This window comes from Candidatus Aminicenantes bacterium, from assembly GCA_026393855.1.
In the GTDB taxonomy this organism is placed as follows: domain Bacteria; phylum Acidobacteriota; class Aminicenantia; order Aminicenantales; family UBA4085; genus UBA4085.
In genome coordinates this window covers 72,002-89,875 of the sequence record JAPKZJ010000068.1, presented here as the reverse complement: position 1 = coordinate 89,875, position 17,874 = coordinate 72,002, and the positions used below count along the sequence as shown (strand labels likewise).

17 protein-coding genes are annotated in these 17,874 nt (G+C 64.8%); 15 read left to right on the top strand and 2 right to left on the bottom strand.

Going from position 1 to position 17,874, the window contains the following annotated elements; translation table 11 throughout:
* Positions 1-75: 75 nt before the first annotated feature.
* Genes gcvT through glyS form a run of 6 tightly spaced genes read left to right on the top strand, consistent with a single transcriptional unit; the run spans position 76 to position 7,321 of the window.
* Positions 76-1,164, top strand: a complete 1,089-nt coding sequence (gene gcvT / locus NTZ26_07595; GenBank protein MCX6560364.1) for a glycine cleavage system aminomethyltransferase GcvT — start codon at positions 76-78, stop codon at positions 1,162-1,164.
* 21 nt (positions 1,165-1,185) lie between these two features.
* A complete protein-coding gene (gene gcvH / locus NTZ26_07590; GenBank protein MCX6560363.1) occupies positions 1,186-1,572 on the top strand; it encodes a glycine cleavage system protein GcvH in 387 nt (128 codons plus the stop codon).
* A gap of 7 nt (positions 1,573-1,579) precedes the next feature.
* A complete protein-coding gene (gcvPA, locus tag NTZ26_07585) occupies positions 1,580-2,926 on the top strand; it encodes an aminomethyl-transferring glycine dehydrogenase subunit GcvPA (GenBank protein MCX6560362.1) in 1,347 nt (448 codons plus the stop codon).
* Positions 2,923-4,380 carry an aminomethyl-transferring glycine dehydrogenase subunit GcvPB gene (gcvPB, locus tag NTZ26_07580; GenBank protein MCX6560361.1) on the top strand — a complete coding sequence of 486 codons (1,458 nt, stop codon included), beginning with the start codon at positions 2,923-2,925 and terminating at the stop codon, positions 4,378-4,380. Before gcvPA ends, gcvPB begins: the two co-directional genes overlap by 4 nt.
* A complete protein-coding gene (locus tag NTZ26_07575; GenBank protein MCX6560360.1) occupies positions 4,377-5,237 on the top strand; it encodes a glycine--tRNA ligase subunit alpha in 861 nt (286 codons plus the stop codon). Before gcvPB ends, NTZ26_07575 begins: the two co-directional genes overlap by 4 nt.
* Positions 5,237-7,321 carry a glycine--tRNA ligase subunit beta gene (gene glyS, locus NTZ26_07570; protein MCX6560359.1) on the top strand — a complete coding sequence of 695 codons (2,085 nt, stop codon included), beginning with the start codon at positions 5,237-5,239 and terminating at the stop codon, positions 7,319-7,321. Before NTZ26_07575 ends, glyS begins: the two co-directional genes overlap by 1 nt.
* A gap of 15 nt (positions 7,322-7,336) precedes the next feature.
* On the opposite strand, the gene NTZ26_07565 is transcribed toward glyS, so the two are convergent.
* On the bottom strand, positions 7,337-7,783 hold the full coding sequence (locus tag NTZ26_07565) for a PilZ domain-containing protein (GenBank protein MCX6560358.1): 447 nt from the start codon (positions 7,781-7,783) through the stop codon (positions 7,337-7,339).
* A 173-nt stretch (positions 7,784-7,956) separates the two neighbouring features.
* Here NTZ26_07565 and NTZ26_07560 point away from each other — a divergent pair, with 173 nt between their 5' ends.
* From NTZ26_07560 to NTZ26_07545, 4 genes are all read left to right on the top strand, one after another.
* Positions 7,957-9,237, top strand: coding sequence for a glucose-1-phosphate adenylyltransferase (locus tag NTZ26_07560; protein ID MCX6560357.1), 1,281 nt, complete (start codon positions 7,957-7,959; stop codon positions 9,235-9,237).
* Positions 9,238-9,321: 84 nt separating this feature from the next.
* A complete protein-coding gene (locus NTZ26_07555) occupies positions 9,322-9,972 on the top strand; it encodes a LemA family protein (GenBank protein MCX6560356.1) in 651 nt (216 codons plus the stop codon).
* Entirely contained in the window at positions 9,969-10,739 is a 771-nt protein-coding gene (locus NTZ26_07550) for a TPM domain-containing protein (protein MCX6560355.1), read from the top strand. Before NTZ26_07555 ends, NTZ26_07550 begins: the two co-directional genes overlap by 4 nt.
* Before the next feature lie 10 nt (positions 10,740-10,749).
* The gene (locus tag NTZ26_07545; protein MCX6560354.1) at positions 10,750-11,196 is read left to right on the top strand and encodes a TPM domain-containing protein; all 447 of its coding nucleotides are present in this window, start codon (positions 10,750-10,752) and stop codon (positions 11,194-11,196) included.
* Between the two features lie 13 nt (positions 11,197-11,209).
* Here NTZ26_07545 and NTZ26_07540 read toward each other — a convergent pair whose 3' ends face one another.
* On the bottom strand, positions 11,210-11,626 hold the full coding sequence (locus tag NTZ26_07540; GenBank protein ID MCX6560353.1) for a secondary thiamine-phosphate synthase enzyme YjbQ: 417 nt from the start codon (positions 11,624-11,626) through the stop codon (positions 11,210-11,212).
* A 184-nt stretch (positions 11,627-11,810) separates the two neighbouring features.
* Between NTZ26_07540 and NTZ26_07535 the strand changes: the two genes are divergently transcribed.
* From NTZ26_07535 to NTZ26_07515, 5 genes are all read left to right on the top strand, one after another.
* On the top strand, positions 11,811-13,751 hold the full coding sequence (locus NTZ26_07535) for a hypothetical protein (protein ID MCX6560352.1): 1,941 nt from the start codon (positions 11,811-11,813) through the stop codon (positions 13,749-13,751).
* A 3-nt stretch (positions 13,752-13,754) separates the two neighbouring features.
* A complete protein-coding gene (locus NTZ26_07530; GenBank protein MCX6560351.1) occupies positions 13,755-14,867 on the top strand; it encodes a heparan-alpha-glucosaminide N-acetyltransferase domain-containing protein in 1,113 nt (370 codons plus the stop codon).
* Positions 14,868-15,035: 168 nt separating this feature from the next.
* The gene (locus NTZ26_07525; GenBank protein ID MCX6560350.1) at positions 15,036-15,644 is read left to right on the top strand and encodes a helix-turn-helix domain containing protein; all 609 of its coding nucleotides are present in this window, start codon (positions 15,036-15,038) and stop codon (positions 15,642-15,644) included.
* A complete protein-coding gene (locus tag NTZ26_07520) occupies positions 15,641-16,954 on the top strand; it encodes a TolC family protein (GenBank protein ID MCX6560349.1) in 1,314 nt (437 codons plus the stop codon). The genes NTZ26_07525 and NTZ26_07520 overlap by 4 nt, the downstream gene beginning before the upstream one ends.
* Entirely contained in the window at positions 16,951-17,868 is a 918-nt protein-coding gene (locus NTZ26_07515) for an efflux RND transporter periplasmic adaptor subunit (protein MCX6560348.1), read from the top strand. Before NTZ26_07520 ends, NTZ26_07515 begins: the two co-directional genes overlap by 4 nt.
* Positions 17,869-17,874 lie beyond the last annotated feature (6 nt).

Sequence of the window (17,874 nt, the reverse complement as noted above, 5' to 3'; positions counted from 1 at the left end):
TTGATTGCGCCCCCCCGGATATGGTATTTTAAATCTTCGTCTTTCCTGATTCCCGACGAAAGGAATTCATCCATCATGAAGAAGACCCGATTCAACGACCATCACCGCAAGCTCGGTGCCAAGATGATCGAGTTCTGCGGCTGGGACATGCCCGTCGAGTATAAGGGCGTGATCGAGGAGCACCTGGCTTGCCGCCGGGCCGCCGGCCTGTTTGACGTCAGCCACATGGGCGAAATCCACGTCACCGGCCGGGAGGCCTTGGCCTTCGTCCAGCACATCTCCCCGAACGACGCCGCCCGTCTCTCGCCCGGCATGGTCCAGTACACCGGGCTGATGACCGCCAAGGGGACCTATGTCGACGACATGCTGGTCTATTGCGTCCATCCCGAGTTTTACCTGCTTGTCGTCAACGCCGCCAACACCGATAAGGACTTCGCCTACGTCCAGTCCGTCAAGGGCGGCTACGAGGTGGTTCTCGACAACGCCTCCGATCGCTACAGCCAGCTGGCCCTGCAGGGCCGCCAGGCCATCCCCATCCTGCAGCCCCTAACCGACGTCGACCTGGCCCCGATGCACTCGTTCACCTTCGTCTTCGGCAAGGTGGCGGGCAAGGAATGCATCGTTTCCCGGACCGGCTACACCGGCGAGGACGGGTTCGAGATCTACACCCTCGACCAAGATCCCGGCATCCTCTGGGACGCCATCATGGAGAAGGGCCTGCCGCTGGGCCTGCAGCCCGTCGGGCTGGGCGCTCGCGACACCCTGCGCCTGGAATCCAAGCTCCCCCTCTATGGCAACGACATCGACGATATGACCACACCGCTCGAATGCGACTTCAAATGGATCGTCAAGTTCAAGAAGGGCGACTTCCTCGGCCGCGACGTGATCGTCCGCCAGAACGAGCAGGGGATCACCCGCAAGTGGGTCGGGTTCGAGCTGGTCGACAAGGGCATCGCCCGGCCTCACTATCCCGTCTTTGTCGACGGCCGGCCCTACGGCCAGGTCGCCTCGGGCACCTTCTCGCCGCTGTTCAAGAAGAGCATCGGCTTGACCTATCTGCCGATCGCCAAGACCGCGATCGGCACCACCTTCGAGATCGGCATCCGCGACAAGCGGGTCAAGGCGGTCGTCGTTCCGACGCCGTTCTACAAGCGCGATTACTGATATCCCCAAAGGAGGACCGGCATGTATCCCCAGAACTTTTATTTCACCAAGGATCACGAGTGGGTGGCGGTCGACGGCGACACGGCCACGATCGGCATCAGCGACTTCGCCCAGAAACAGCTCGGCGACGTCGTCTTCGTCGAGCTGCCCGAGATCGGCAAGATCCTGGCCGTCCATCAGACGATCGGCTCGATCGAATCGGTCAAGGCCGTGTCCGAAGTCTTCGCGCCCATTTCCGGCGAAGTCACGGCGATCAACACCGAGCTCGGCAACGTCCCCGAAGCGGTCAACCAGGACCCGCACGGCAAGGGCTGGATCATCCGGCTGAAGATGGCGGCCAAGTCCGACCTCAATGCCCTGATGAAGGCGGCCGATTACGAGAAGTACCTGGAAGGCCTGGCCCATTGAGGCGGCCATGAGCTATATCGCTCTCAGCGACAAAGATAAGCGGGAGATGCTCGCCCGAATCGGCGTCGAGGCGCCGGGCGACCTTTTCCGCTGCATCCCTGAGGGGGTCCGGCTGAAGAGGCTCCTCGATCTGCCCCCGGCCATGGCCGAGCCGGAGCTCGACCGGCACATGACCGCGATCGCGGCCAAGAACACCTATGGCGAGTACGAGTCGTTTCTGGGGGCCGGCGTCTACGACCATTACATCCCTTCCGTCGTAGACAACCTGAGCTCCCGGACCGAGTTCGTCACCCCTTATACGCCCTACCAGCCCGAAGTCGCCCAGGGCACCTTGCAGGTCATCTTCGAGTACCAGACGCTCATCTGCCAGCTCACCGGGATGGACGTCTCCAACGCCTCGCTCTACGATGGGGCCATGGCCTCGGCCGAGGCCGTGCTGATGGCTCACCGTCTGACCGGCCGCAAGCGAATCCTGGTGGCCCGCTCCCTGCACCCCCAGTACCGCGAGACCATCCGCACTTATACCCAAAACGTCGGCCTCGTCATCGAGGAAGTCGGCTACGGCGACTGCGGCGGCCTCAAGTCGGCCGAGCTGCGCAAGAAGATGGGCCCCGACGTAGCCGGGCTTCTCGTCCAATCGCCGAACTTTTTCGGCGTCGTCGAGGACCTTAAAGCCTGCGCCGAGATCGTCCACGCCCACAAGGGGCTCTGTGTGGCCGTTGCGGCCGAGGCCTTGTCGCTGGGCGTCCTGGAAGCTCCCGCCAAGCAGGGCGCCGACATCGTTTGCGGCGAAGCTCAGTCGTTCGGCTTGCCGCCGGCCTTCGGCGGTCCCTACCTGGGCTTCATGGCCTGTGCCAAAGAGTTCCTTCGCCAATTGCCCGGCCGCATCGCCGGCATGACCAAGGACGTGGACGGCAAGCGCGGCTTCGTCCTGACCCTGTCCACCCGCGAGCAGCACATCCGGCGGGAGAAGGCTACCTCCAACATCTGCACCAACCAAGCCTGGTGCGCCCTGCGGGCGACGATGTTCCTGGAGACCCTGGGCCATGACGGTCTGCGCGAGATGGCCCTCCAAAACATGCACAAGGCCCGCTACGCCGCCGGCGTCCTGGCCAAGGTGCCGGGCGTCAAGCTCCGCTTCAGCGGCGCCTTCTTCAACGAGTTCGTCCTGGACCTGCCCAAACCGGCCGCCGCGGTGGCCGCCGCCCTCAAGGCCAAGGGCATCCTGGGCGGCCTGCCGCTCGGCCCCTTCGAGCCGGGCCTGCCCAACGCCTTGCTCACGGCCGTGACCGAGACGGCGACCAAGGCCTCGATCGACCGCCTGGCCGCCGCCCTCGAGGAGGTCCTCCGATGATCCGCGAACCGCTCATCTTCGAAATCAGCGATAAGGGCAAGCGGGCTTTCGCCATGCCCCCCCTCGACGTCCCCAAGGCCGCGGGCTTCCTGGACGGCCTGGACGTCCGCGATGAAATCGCCGGCTTTCCCCAGGTCTCCGAAGTCGAGGTGGTCCGCCACTTCACCCGCCTGTCCCATCAGAACTACTGTGTGGACGACGGCTTCTACCCCCTGGGGTCGTGCACGATGAAGTACAACCCCAAGATCAACGAGAAGATCGCCGCCCTGCCCGGCTTCGCCAAGGTCCATCCCTACGCTCCCGTCGACACTGTCCAGGGCTGCTTGGAGGTTATCAAACGGACGGAGGACTACCTCTGCGAGATCGCCGGCCTGGATGCTTTCACCCTCCAGCCCTCGGCCGGGGCGCAGGGCGAGCTGACCGGCATCATGCTCGTCCGGGCGGCCCTGGAAAAGCGCGGCAACCCCCGCAAATACGTCCTCATCCCCGATTCGGCCCACGGCACCAATCCGAGCAGCGCCCACTTGAGCGGCTATACGGTGCAGGAGATCAAGTCCAACGCCGACGGCATGATCGACGTCGAGGACCTAGCTAAGCGGATGAACGAGGACGTGGCCGCCCTGATGGTGACCAACCCCAACACCCTGGGGGTTTTCGAGTCCGACATCTGCCGGGTGGCCGAGATCGTCCACGCCAAGGGCGGTTTCCTGTACATGGACGGGGCCAACATGAACGCCCTGACCGGCATCGTCCGGCCGGGCGACATGGGGGTTGACGTCATCCATATCAATCTGCATAAGACCTTCTCCACCCCGCACGGCGGCGGCGGCCCCGGCTCCGGCCCGGTCGGCGTGGTCAAGGAGCTCATCCCCTTCCTGCCGACCCCGGTCGTCGTCAAGACCGCAACGGGATATGCCCTGGACGGGAATCGGCCCGATTCGATCGGGCGGGTCAAAGGCTTCTACGGCAACTTTCTGGTCGTCGTCAAGGCCCTGACCTACATTCTGGCCTTGGGGGCCGAGGGTGTGCGCGAGATCGCCGAGATCGCCGTGCTCAACGCCAACTACATCCGCAAGAGCCTGGAGGGGATCTATCACCTCCAGTATGATGCCTCGTCCCTGCACGAGGTCGTCTTCGACGACAAGATCCAGAAGGACGCCTATGGCGTGACCAACCTGGACATCGCCAAGCGGCTGATCGACTACGGCTTCCACCCGCCGACGATGTCCTTCCCGCTGATCGTTCACGGGGCGCTGATGATCGAGCCGACCGAAACCGAGAGCAAGCGCGACCTGGACGCCTTCATCGAGACGATGAAGACGATCGCCGAGGAGGCCAGGACCGATCCGGCGATGCTCAAGGCGGCGCCGCACCAATCCTATGTCCGCCGGCTGGACGAGACGGCCGCGGCCCGCAACCCCGTCGTCAAATGGGAGACACCGAAAAGCGTATGAGCCTCCAGAACCTGATCCTGAACCTCCAGACGTATTGGGCCGCCCAAGGCTGTTATCTGGCGCCGTCTTACGACATCGAGGTCGGCGCCGGGACGATGACCCCGGACACCTTCTTCCGCGTCCTGGGCCCGCGCGCCTGGAAGACCGCTTATGTCCAGCCCGCGCGCCGGCCCACCGACGGCCGCTTCGGCGACAACCCCAACCGGGTCCAGAAACACCATCAGTTCCAGGTCATCATCAAGCCGTCGCCGGTCGATATTCAGCGGCTCTACATCGACAGCCTGCGGGCCCTGGGCATCGACCTGGCCGCGCACGACCTGCGCTTCGACGAGGACGACTGGGAGTCGCCGACCATCGGCGCCTGGGGGGTCGGCTGGCAGGTCATGCTGGACGGACTGGAGATCAGCCAGTTCACCTATTTCCAGCAGGCCGGCGGCATCGACGTCTTTCCGATCCCGGTCGAGATCACCTACGGCCTGGAGCGGCTGGAGATGTTCCTCGAGGGGAAGGACGACATGTACGACCTGCAGTGGTCCGACGACGTGACCTATCGGGACCTGCGGCTGGACGAGGAACGGCAGTTCTCCGAGTACAACTTCAATCAGGCCACCGTCAAGTCGCTGCGCGAGATCTTCGCCCTATCGGAGCGGGAAGCGGCCCAGCTCATCGAGAAAGGGCTCGACCTGCCGGCCTACGACCAGTGCCTAAAGTGCTCGCACGCCTTCAACCTGCTCGACGCCAGGGGCGCCATCAGCGTCACCGAGCGGGTTAAGATGATCGCCCAGATCCGGGCCCTGGTCAGCCGGGTGGCCCGGCTTTACACGGACCGCGCGACGCCGGCCGCAGGGACAGTCTGATGGAATTCCTGCTCGAGATCCAGACCGAAGAGCTGCCCCCGTCCCACGTCCGCTCGGCCGTCGAGGACCTGCGCGATCGGTTCCGCAAGGAGCTTGCGGCTGCCCAGATCGCCGCCGAGAGCCTCCGCCTCTACAGCACCTGCCGCCGACTGACCGTCCTGGCTGAAATCCCGGCCGGCCAGCCCGACCGGGATATGATCGTGACCGGTCCGCCCAAGGCCAATGCCTACGCCGCCGACGGTTCGCCCACGCCCGCTGCCCTGGGCTTCGCCCGGGCCAAAGGCGTCGCCGTCGAAGCATTGAAAGTCTTCACCACGGATAAGGGCGAGTATATCGGCGTCCGGACCGCGGTCCGGGGCAAGCCGGCCTCCGAGATCCTGCCCGGGATCATCGCCCGCCTGATCTCCTCGCTGACCTTCCCGCGGATGATGCGCTGGGGGACGGGGACGTTCAAATTCTCCCGCCCGCTGCGCGGCCTGCTCTGCTTGCTGGGCGGCAAGCCGTTGCCCTTCGTCTTCGAGGGGCTGACCGCCGGCAACTGGACCGCCGGGCACATGCTTCGCTCGCCCGAGCCCTTCCAAGTCGATTCGTTCGCCTCCTACCGGGACGGTCTGCGGGCCCGGGGTGTCGTCCTCGACGGCGAGGAGCGCAAAGCCGCCATTCTGGCCCAGATCGAAGCTCGACTGGCCCCGCTCGGGGCGGCGCTTCATCCCGACCCGGCCCTGCTCGACAAGCTCGCCTCGGACGTCGAATGCCCGTTCGTCATCATGGGCTCCTTTCCCGAGGATTATCTCCAGCTCCCGCTCGAAATCCTGAGCACGGCCATGCGGGAGGGCCAAAAGCTTTTTTCCGTGGTCAAGGGCCGCAAGCAGCTGCCGCTCTTCCTCGGGGTGGCCGACACCGACGCCGATCCCAAGGGCTTCATCCAGAAAGGCCACGAGCGGGTGCTCAAGGCCAGGCTGGCGGATGCCCGCTTCTTCTGGGAGCAGGACCGCAAAACACCGCTCCGCAAGCGGGCGGCCGGCCTCAAAGCGGTGCTGTTTCAGGAAAAGCTCGGCTCCTACGAAGACAAAGCCCAGCGTCTGAAAAAGCTCGTCGTCTATCTCTGCGACAAGGCCGGGGCCAAGGCCCTGGCCAAGGACGCCGCGACGGCCGCCGAGCTATGCAAAGCCGACCTGCTGACGGACATGGTCCGCGAGTTTCCGGCTTTGCAGGGGATTGTGGGCGGCCTGTACGCCAGGGCCGAAGGCCTGCCTGAGGACGTCGCCCGGGCCATCGCCGAGCATTACCAGCCGGGCAGCCTCGAGGACGATGTCCCCGCCTCGTTGGGCGGCGCCCTGCTGTCCCTGGCCGACAAGATCGATTCCATCGTCGGCGTCGTGGGCATCGGCATCCAGACCTCGGGCTCGAGCGATCCCTTCGGCCTGCGCCGCAACGCCCAGGGCGTCTGCAAAATCATCCTGGAGCGCAAGCTCAACCTGCCCCTGCCTCGGCTCTTGGATAAGGCCGTCAACTCCTACGGTGATCGGCTGAAGCAAGCCCCGGACGAAATCCGTTCTACCCTGATGGAGTTCTTCGCCGGGCGCCTGCGCTCGATCTTCGAGCGGCAGGGCTACCGCTATGACCTGATCAACGCCGCTTTGGGCGCCGGGGTCGAGAATATCCTGCATGCCTCGCTCCGGCTAAAAGCTCTGGACGGCCTCAAATCAGGCCGCGAGTTCGAGCCGTTCATCCTGATGGCCAAGCGGATCAACAACATCGCCGGCGGCCAGCCCGCAGCCCCGATCAACGCCGCCCTTCTCCAGGAGAAGGCCGAGAAGGAGCTTTACGCCGCCTTCGTCATCGTTCGGGACAACACCGCCCCGATGCTGGCCAAGGGGGATTATGTCCAGGCCCAGAAAATGGCCTTCCGGCTGCAGCCGCTGCTGGACGCGTTCTTCACCAAGGTCCTGGTCATGGCCGAGGAGGCGAAGCTGCGGCGGGCCCGCATCGGCTTGCTCCAGGGGATCAAGAAGATCCTGGACCCGATGGCGGACTACAGCCAGGTGGTGGTCGAAGGGGAGAAGGGGAAGCCCACTGCCTAATCGGCCCGTCGCGGTTTAGATCGAGAAGGTGCTGCCGCGCCCACCCGTCTCATCCTTAATGACGGACGTCTCATCCAGGAATTTCTGCTCGAAGGCGATAATCTTGACCAGCGAGCCGGGGTAGTTCATGCCCTTTTTGTCGCCGTAAGGGGCAAACTGGACGCCGAGCTGGTACTTGAAGCTTTGGCCGATATTGGGCGCCGCCCAGCGCACCAGGCCGTCCATCTTGAGCGGGCTGGGATCGCCGGGGACCTGGATGCTGAGGTGGAGCCGGGTGTCGAGCGGGAGATTCTCGGTCGACAGGAAACGGATGCCGCCGCGGCTGATGTCCAGCATCGGCAGGAACTCCCCGCCGTACTCGGAGTTGCGCTTGAACAGGGATTTTTCGCGCTTGAACGCTATGGTTGCGCCGGGGATGCGGAACCGGGCGCAGGTCCGTTTTTCCAATCCTTCCTCGGGCATGACGACCTCCCTGGATCTCGGCCTGGCCGCGCGATTGCCTTGGACTACTACTAAAATAGCCCAGGCGACCGGGGAATGTCAAAGGATATCGGGCCGCGGCCCCGGGGCCGATCCTTCCGGCGGCATGAAATCTATGCTATAAAAGGGCCGAAGCGAACGAGGAGGAGCATCCTATGGCCAACAGCGTCGTTGCGGTCATCATGGCCGGGGGGCAGGGCAGCCGGCTTTACCCGCTGACCAAGATCCGAAGCAAGCCCGCCGTCCCCATCGCCGGCCGCTTCCGGCTGATCGACGTCCCCATCTCCAACTGCATCCACTCCGGGTATCGCCGCATCTTCGTCCTGACCCAGTTCGCCTCCCACTCGCTTCACCGCCACATCCTGGTCACCTACCGGTTCGACGCCTTCCACCCCGATTTCGTCACCCTTCTCTCGGCCCAGCAGACCCTGGACAACCGTGACTGGTACCAGGGCACGGCCGACGCCGTCCGCCAAAACCTGAACTACATCATGGATGTGGGGGATATCATCCTCGTCCTAGCCGGGGATCATCTTTACCGAATGGACTACCGCAAGTTCGTCGACCACCACATCAAGTCGGGGGCCGAGATCACCATCGCCGGTACACCCGTGGCCGAAGCCCAAGTGCCGGATTTCGGGGTCATGAAGGTGGATCCGTCCGGGCTCATCGTCGAGTTCGCCGAGAAGCCCAAGGACCCCGGGGTCATCGCCTCGCTGCGGGTCCCGGAGTCGGCCTTCGCCTCCTTCGGCCTGGAACCGGCCGGCCGGACCCACCTGGCCTCGACCGGGATTTATGTCTTCAACCGCGACGTCCTGAAGCAGATTCTGGGCACGGGGGAGTACGAAGACTTCGGCCGCCAGGTCATTCCCGAGGCCATCCGCTCCCGCAAGGTCGTCAGCTACTTCTTCGACGGCTACTGGGAGGACATCGGGACCATTCCGGCCTTTTTCGAGGCCAACCTGAACCTGACCGAGCCTCTGCCCAAGTTCAACTTCTACGACGAGGAGCGGCCGATCTTCACCCACGCCCGCTTCCTGCCCGGTTCCAAGATCCTCCAATCCGACGTCCACGGCTCGATCCTCTGCGAGGGGAGCATCATCAACCGTTCGGCCATCCGCCAATCCATCGTCGGGATCCGCTCGCGGATCGCCGAGGGCTGCGTCCTGGACCGGACGGTGGTGATGGGCGCCGACTACTTCGAGTCGGCCGAGGAGAAGGCCCGCAACGAGGCCAAAGGGATTCCTCCTATCGGGATCGGGCGCGACTCCGAGATCCGCAACGCCATCATCGACAAGAACGCCCGCATCGGGCAGGGGGTCCGGCTGATCAACGCCCGCGGCCTGCGGGACGAGCAGACCGACTCGTGTTGTGTGGTCAACGGCATCCTGGTCGTACCCAAGAACGCCGTCATTCCCGACGGCACCGTTCTCTAATAGGGGTCAGGTCTTAAGATATAAGATATTGAGACAGAGCCCGGCAACGGGTAGAATAGGACGGAAAGGAAAGGAGAGAAACCCATGGAAACAACCCCGACTCCCGCTCCCGCCAAGAAGATCGGCACCCGCAGCATGGCCCTCGGCTGCCTCGGCGTCCTGATCCTGGGCATCGTCGTCATCGCGCTTTGGGGCATCGGCTCCTACAACACCCTGGTCAAGCTGGACCAGGGCGTACGCTCCGGCTGGGCCCAGGTCGAGAACGTTTACCAGCGGCGGGCCGACCTTGTGCCCAACCTGGTCGAGACCGTCAAGGGTGCGGCCGCCTTCGAGACGGACACGTTTACCGCCGTGACCGAGGCCCGGGCCAAGGTCGGCCAGACCAAGATCGACGCCGGACAGCTGAACGATCCGGCGGCTTTCGCCAAGTTCCAGCAGGCCCAGGACCAGCTCGGCGGCGCCCTGTCCCGCCTCTTGGTGACGGTGGAGAAGTACCCCGAGCTCAAGGCCACCCAGAACTTCCGCGATCTGCAGTCGCAGCTCGAGGGCACGGAGAACCGGATTACGGTCGAGCGACAGCGCTTCAACGAATCCGCCCAGGCTTTCAACACCAAGCGGATGAGCTTCCCGACCGTCTTGATCGCCGGGTTCTTCGGCTCCCGGTTTGCCGAGAAGGCTTATTTCAAGGCGGTTGAGGGCAGCGACGTGGCCCCTAAGGTAGATTTTAAACGGTGAAGCTAAGTCGAAGCGTCCTACTCCTAAGCCTCGCTGCGGCGCTCCTCCTGGGGGGAGCTCCGGCCTTCGGAGCGACTCCCCGGCCGGCGGCGGAGATCAAGATTCCCGCTTCGCCCGACCGATGGGCGACCGACAAGGCCGGCTTTCTGTCGCCCGCGGCGCTGCGGGGGCTCGACGCCGGGCTCGAGGCGTGGGAGCGATCGAGCGGTCACCAGTTCCTCGTCTACATCGACCGCACGACCGGCGGCTATCCCATCGAGGAGTACGCCGTCAAAGCCTTTCAGGCCTGGCGGGTCGGCCGCAAGGGATTGGACGACGGGGTGGTCCTGTTCGTCATGGCCGACGACAAGAAGATCCGGATCGAAGTCGGCTATGGAGTGGAAGACAAGATCACCGACCTGCGGGCTTCGCGGATCATCAACGACATCCTTGTCCCGGGGATCCAAGCGGGCGATCCGGACGGCGCCGTGCGACGGGCCGTGGACGAGGTCCAGGCGCTCGTCTCGGGGACGGCCGCCGGATCCGGTGCGGCGGACGCCGGGGTATCGGCGACCGGCCGCAAATCGTCGCTTAACGGAACCGAGATCGGGCTTCTCGTCATCGGGATTATCATCTTCCTGATCATCCTGATCACCAACCCGTCCTTCGCCATCTGGCTTTTGATCAACCTCCTATCGGGGGGGCGCGGCGGCGGCGGGGGGGGAGGGGGGGGCTTCGGCGGGGGCGGCGGCCGTTCCGGCGGCGGCGGCGCCTCGGGCGGCTGGTGAGGAGCATCCCATGGCCTTGACATCGAGAAGCAGACTGCTTCGGACGATCGACGCCGGGCGGGTCCGGGCGTCCATCCAGTCCGCGGAGCTCCGGACCTCGGGCGAAATCCGGGTCTCTATCTCGCGCTTTTTCTGGGGCCGGATCGAGCCCGTGGCCCGGCGGGCCTTCCGGCGGCTGGGCATGACGGCGACCCAGGATCGCAACGGAATCCTGTTCTTCGTCGTCCCGTCGCGGCGGCGCTTCGTCGTCCTGGGCGACGAGGGCATCCACGCCAAAGTCGGTCCGGATTTCTGGACTTCGGTGGCGGCCGCGATGTCCGGCCGCTTCAAGAAGGGCGAGTTTACCGAAGGGTTGATCGAGGGGATCGCGACCGTCGGCGAGAAGCTGGCCGGGCACTTCCCCCATGCGGGCGAGGCCGATCGCAACGAATTGCCCGACGAGATCGACTGCCGCTGAGCCGCGGCCCGGCTTAGTCCCCGATGATCTTGACCAGGACGCGCTTGCGGCGGCGGCCGTCGAACTCGCCGTAGAAGACCTGCTCCCAGGGGCCGAAATCGAGACGGCCCGCCGTCACCGCAAGGACCGCCTCGCGGCCCATGACCTGCCGCTTGAGATGGGCGTCGGCGTTGTCCTCGCCGACATTGTGGCGGTAGGAATCCGCCGGCTCATGCGGCGCGAGCTGCTCCAGCCAATCGTCGAAGTCCTTATGCAGGCCGGATTCGTCGTCGTTGACGAAGACCGAGGCCGTGATGTGCATGGCGTTGACCAGGCAGAGCCCCTCCCGGATGCCGCTTTCGCGCAGGCAGTCCTCGATCTGGGGCGTGATGTTGAGATAGCCGCGGCGCGAGGGGACATTGAACCAAAGCTCTTTGCGGTAGGATTTCATGCTGGACCTGGAGCCAGATTAACCCGGCGGCTTCCCGGCTGTCAATCCGCGCGCAGACACGGCGCTAGTGGCGCCGTCCTTGACACGGCCGCGCGCACGGACATACGATCTTCCCCAGCGCCGGATGCCCGGCCCGAGGCCGGCGGATCCCGCAGCTGGAATCGAGAGGAAAGATGAGCCGACCGTGAACACAAGAACGACTTTTTTCGGAGTCCTCCTTCTTCTGGCTTTAGCCCCGGCCTTTGCCTCGCGCCCGCTTGCCGGCGCGGACTTCGCCGTCAAGCCCTACCGCGTCCTGCTGGTCATCGGCGACCAGTGGAAGGATCCCACGAGCACCCTGATCGCCGACGGGGCCGAGTTCCAGGATCTGGTGACGCTGCTCAAATCCTGGGGCGTGCCGTTCGACATCGCCCGCCTGGACCAGGAGCGGTTGAGCCCGGCCCACTTTCTGGACGCGGACGGTCGGCCGCGCTACGGGGCCGTCCTTTGGGATGCCGACCAGACCGGCCCGCTCCTGAAGCAGGACTACGGGGTTGTCGCGTGGGCCGTTCGCGACCACCACATCGGCCTGATCGCCTTGGCCGATCGGATCAAGGAGCCGGTGATCCAGAGCCTGCTGGGTGTCCGCTTCCGGGCCGTCCATCCCCACAGCTCGGACCTGCGGATCGTCCAGGCCCACTTCCTGACCCGCGGCCTGACCGACCCGCTCGATGCGGGCGATCTCCCCGCCGCATTCAAGTCCAGGGTCCAAGCCGACTTGGATGGCGCCCAGGCCCTCGTCCGGCAAGGGGACTACCCGCAAGTCACGATCCGCGAACTGGATCCCGAGACGCGGGCCGTCTGGATCGGCGGCGATCCGGCCCGGATGCTCTCCTACCAACCCGTGCGAACCCTGCTCAAGCGGGCCTTGACCTCAGTCATCGGCTACGCTTTGGTCAAAAGCTGGACCGACCGCATCATCCTGATGATGGACGACCTCGGCAACGCCCAGAACTCCTGGCTGGAGCATTGGCACTATCCCGCGTTGACGGCGGACCAGATCCGGCGCTTTATCCTGGCGCCGCTCAAAGCCCACGACGCGGTTCTTGTCGTCAATGCCGTGCCGGGCTTCGCCGACGATAAAACCCGCCGCGTCGTCCCCACTTGGGGCGAGCCCTTCGTCGACGCCTTCGGAACCCGGCAGGACTACCGGTCGACGAAAGAGGGGCTGGACGAAGGCGTCAAAGCCGGTCTCATCGAAATTCACAGCCACGGCTGGACCCATATGCAGCCCGACCTCGACTCGGAGCCCGGGCCGTGGTGGGGGAGCCCGGCGGACGGCGAAAAGGCCGAAGTCGGCTGGTACCGGGAGTTCTTCGACACCCGGCGCAACCGCGAAATCCCGGCCGCTGTCCAGAGCCTGCACATGCGCCGGTCGATCGAATGGATCGAGCGCCAGTTCGGGACGACACCGCTCGCCTTTGCCACCGGCGGCAACGCCGTCTCGACTTCCTTCGCCGCCAACACCTGGCGGATCGCTGCCCGCGAGGGCTTCGGCTGGTACGGCGGATACCTGGGCCAGGACTTTGCCGTCCAGGGCAACGCCAACGCCACCGCCCCATTCGGGGGCACGGACGACGTCCCGCTCATCCTCCCGGCGCCGCCGGACGGCCACGACCGGGGCGTCTCGCTCCGGCCCGAGGGGTTCGCTGAGGTTTTCGCTACCCACCCGAAGGCCCGCTTCATCGGGCTCGACGAGTATGTCGGCTATATCCACGCCTCCGTCCGTTCGTCGGGCGTTGATTTCGGCTTGGAGATCGCCGACCACCCGCGGTTCGGCCGGTTTTTCCGGACTCACCCGGAGACATGGAGCCTGCACCTTTCGGACTGGCTGGGGGAGCGGATGGCGGGAGGCGTTTGGACGATCGTGATCGACGGCCGGGCGGCGGAATTCCGGCCGCAGGAATGGACGACGATCGAGCTCGCGCCCGGCCGGGCCGTCCATCGCCTCGAGATCGCGAAATATACCCGCTCGATACCCCGGGCTGAAGCCCGGGGTATTAACAGGGTTTATACTGAGCGGCGCTTTTACCCCGATTTGAAAATCGGGGGTTTGAGCGCCGCGAACGTATCGCAGGGGAGGTAAGACATGGTTCCGAACGCGATCGACGCCGGCGGCATCAGGGACCGCCTGTTTTCCCTGGACTTCTTCCGCGGGCTGACGATGTTCCTGCTGATCGGGGAGAGCACCCTGATCTACGCCCATCTGGTCGACCCGTCTCTTCAAGGCACGTTCCTGTTCGCCCTGGGCACCCAGTTCGACCACCATCCCTGGGCCGGGCTCCGCTTCTGGGACCTGGTTCAGCCCTTCTTCATGTTTATCGTCGGCGTCGCCCTGGCTTTCTCGTCGGCCAAGCGGGAGCGTCGGGGCGACAGTCGGGGGCTCATCACCCGGCACGCGGTGAAGCGGGCTTTATTACTGCTCCTTATCGGTTGGGCCCTTTACTGCATCGAGCCGGGCCGCATCACCTTCCGCTTCCAGAACGTCCTGGCCCAGCTCGCGGTGACCTCGATCGTCGCTTACGCCCTGATGCGGAAGCCGGCCAAGGTCCAGATCGCCTGGAGCTTCGCCTTCATCCTGGCGACGGAGCTCATCTACCGCCTGTTCTGGGTCTCCGGCTTCAACCAGCCGTTCGTGCCCGACCACAATTTCGGGGCCTGGGTGGACATGCTGATCTCGGGCGAGCTGTCAGCCGGCCACTGGGTCTCATTCAACGCCATCCCGACTATCGCCCACACCGTCTGGGGCGTTTTGGCGGCCCAGTGGCTGATGAGCGACCGCCCGGGCGGCCGCAAAGCCCGGGGCTTGGCCGCCCTCGGCGCGGCCGGGATCGCCGCCGGCTTCGCCTTGACCCTAGTCACACCCATGATCAAGCGGATCTGCACCAGCTCGTTCGTCGTCGCCTCCGGCGGCTTCTGCCTGCTGGCCCTGGCCCTGTGCTATTGGACCTTTGACGTTCGCAAGGTCCGCAAGGGGGTCGTCTTCTTCAACATCGTCGGGATGAACTCGCTGGCCATCTATATCTTCACCCAGACCGGGGCGACGGAATGGCTCAAGCACCTGGTCAAGCCGTTCACCGACCTCCTGCTGGGTTGGGCGGGCCGGCTGCCGGCCGAGATCCTGGCCAGCCTGGCGGCCTGGGCCCTGCTCTGGTCGATCTGCCTGGGGCTCTACCGGAAAAAGATCCTGATCAAGATTTAAGCCCGGCTCTCCGTCCCGGCGCCGTTTCCGCGAGCCGCTTCGGCGAGCTGACCTTGACAAGGCTCCCTCTCCGTCGTATTATGACCAACTAGTTTAATTTCGACCGGCAAGTCAAAAACCGGGCCGGGGCGCCGCCGCCCCCTCCCCCCGAACGGAGAGATTCTCAGCATGGGCGTCAAGGAACGGCGTGAGCGCGAAGAAGGCGCTCGCTTAGCCGCTATCATTGTGGCCGCCGAGCGCGTCTTCATGGAGCGCGGGTATTTCCATGCCCGGATGGAGGACATCGCCGAGGCGGCCGAGCTGGCCAAAGGGACGATCTACTATTACTTCAAGAGTAAAGACGAGATCTTCGTCCACATCCTGGAGCGGGAGGCCCGCAAGATCCACGCCGAGATCACGCGACGGATGGCCGGCACGAATTCCTTCCTCGGCCTCCTCGAGCTGTGGATCGACTTCTACCTCGAATATTTCGAGAAAAACCAGGGTTACCTGCGGATGTTCCTGCCCTGCATGGGGGGGGTGATCCGGTTCGAGGACAAAGCGGCCGGCCGCAAGCTTCTCCGCAACGCCGAGCAATGGCGGGATTTGCGGGAAACATTTAAAGCCCAGATCGGCGGCGAACGACTGCCCTTCGAGCTGGGCGAGATCATGAAATTCCTCAAGACCCTCCAGATCGGGATGGGTCTGAAGCTTTTGGAAGGGGACAAGGCCGAGGCCCGGGCCGCCGGCCGCTTCTTCCTGGAGATGATGAAACGCGTCATGGAGGCGAAGTCATGAAGAAACGCGCCCTGTTAGGGGCGGCTCTCGCCGTCGTCGTTGTTGCTGCGACGACGATGACGGCCCAAGCCCAAGAAACGATGACCCTCAAAGAGGCGGCCGGCCTGATCCTGGCCAACAATCAGCAGGTCCAGATCGCCGCCGAGGCGGTGACCGGGGCCGAGTTCAAGATCGGCGAGAGCAAGAGCCAATACCTGCCGCAAGTCAGCGTCGCCGGCAGCTACACCCGGATGAGCCTGTTCGGGGAATTTTCCATCCCCTTCAACGGCACGATGTATACCGTCAAGTTCGGCACGCCCAACAACTACAACATCAGGGCCTCGGTCATGGAACAGGTCTTCAACTGGGGCCGGACCGCCCGGACGGTGGAGATAAGCCGGGCCGGCCTGGAACTGGCCTCCGACGGCGTCGCTCTGACCAAGCATTTGATGGCCTACCAGGCGGTGCCGTTGTTCTACGGCACGCTCTATTTTCGGGAGGCGGTCAAGGTTCTGGACGAGTCCATCGCCGCTTTCGAGAATAAGCTGGGCACGGCGCGGGCGCGATACGACGCGGGCCTGGCCTCGAGCTTCGACATCAACCTGCTGGAAGTCCAGATCAGCGCCCTCCGGGCCCAGCGCCTCGACTTCCTGGCCAGCATCGACAAGTTCCGGATCGCCTTCAATACTCTGGCCGGGCGCGACACCGACGCCGCGTTCCAGCCGGCCGCCGAGTTCGTCTTTCAGCCGGGCGAGTTCGTGGGCGGTGCCCTAACCAAGGAGGCGTTGTCCAACCGGGTCGAGTTCCGCCAGTGGCGGCACCAGATCGACCTCAACCAGGCCTCGGTCGCGCTGGCCAAGACCGGCGATAAGCCGACTGTGGCCGCGAGCTTCAACTATGAGTTCCGCAACGGCTTCATGCCCGACATCGAGAAGATCCGGGGCAACTGGACGGCCCTGCTGTCCTTGAATTACCCCGTCTTTGACGGCTACCGGGTCCGGGCCCAGGTGGCCGCGGCGGCTTCCGCGCTGCGATCAGTCGAGCTGCGCAAGACGGACCTGGAGCGGAGCGTGACCATGGAGATCGAAACCGCCCTGACCGACCTGCGGACCTACGAAGCCAAGTGGCCGCTGGAAAGCCTGAAGATCAAGCAGGCCGAGGACGCCCTGCGGATCGCCGAAGAGCGCTTCCGCAACGGCCTGCTGAGCGCCACCGACCTGGTGGACGCCCAGAACGCCGTCGAGAGCGCCCGGCTGGGCCGGCTGCAGCTCGTCTACAATCACACCTTGAGCCAATACAACCTGTACCGTTCCTGCGGGAGGACCTTATGAAAATCGGAAGAATCCTGATCGTCGTCTTTCTCATTGCCCTGGTCGGCCTGATCGGCTGGCGGGCCAACAAGGCCGTCCAGGCCAAGAAGCTGGAGGCGTCCAAGCCCGCCCCGGTCGTGGTGGTTCCCGTCGAGACCGCCCAGCCGACGCGGCAGGCGATCGAAGAGATCGTCCATTCCTCGGGCAGCCTGCAGTCCGAGGCGGAAGTATCCATCTTCTCCAAGGTCGGCGGCAAGATCGCCAACAACCTGGTCCGCATGGGCAGCACCGTCGCTCCGGGGCAAGTCGTCTCGATCGTCAACCGGGACGAAGTCGGTTACGACTATAAGCCGTACGAGGTCCGCAGCGACGCCAAGGGCGTCGTCTCGCGCATCCTGCTGAATCCGGGCGCCGCCGTCAACCCCAGCTCCCCGATCCTGAATCTGGTCGACGTCGACACGGTCAAGGTTGTGGCCGCGGTGGACGAGAAGAAGATTCGGTTCATCGCCGTCGGCCAGCTCGCCGCCGTCAAGCTCGAGGCCTACCCCGGCGAAGCCTTCGGGGCCCGGGTCTCGGTCATCAGCCCCGTCGCCAACCCGGCCAGCCGAACGATCGACGTCGAGCTGATCATCGCCAACCCCAGCCACCGGCTGAAGCCCGGCATGTACGCTGAGGTCGAATGGGTCCAGAGCCGCCGCAACGCCCTGGTCGTGCCCCTGACCTCGGTCGTCGACCGCGGTGGGCGGAAGTTCGTCTTCCTGGCCGGCGAGGGCCAGGCCGCGATGATTCCGATCGAAATCGGCGCCGTTGTCGGCGACAAGGTCGAAGTCCTGTCCGGGCTGACCGGCGAAGAGCGGATCATCACCACCGGCGCGGGCCAGCTCAACGACAAGGACAAGATCAAGGTCGTCGAGCACCCGGTCGCCGGCAAGTGACGCCAG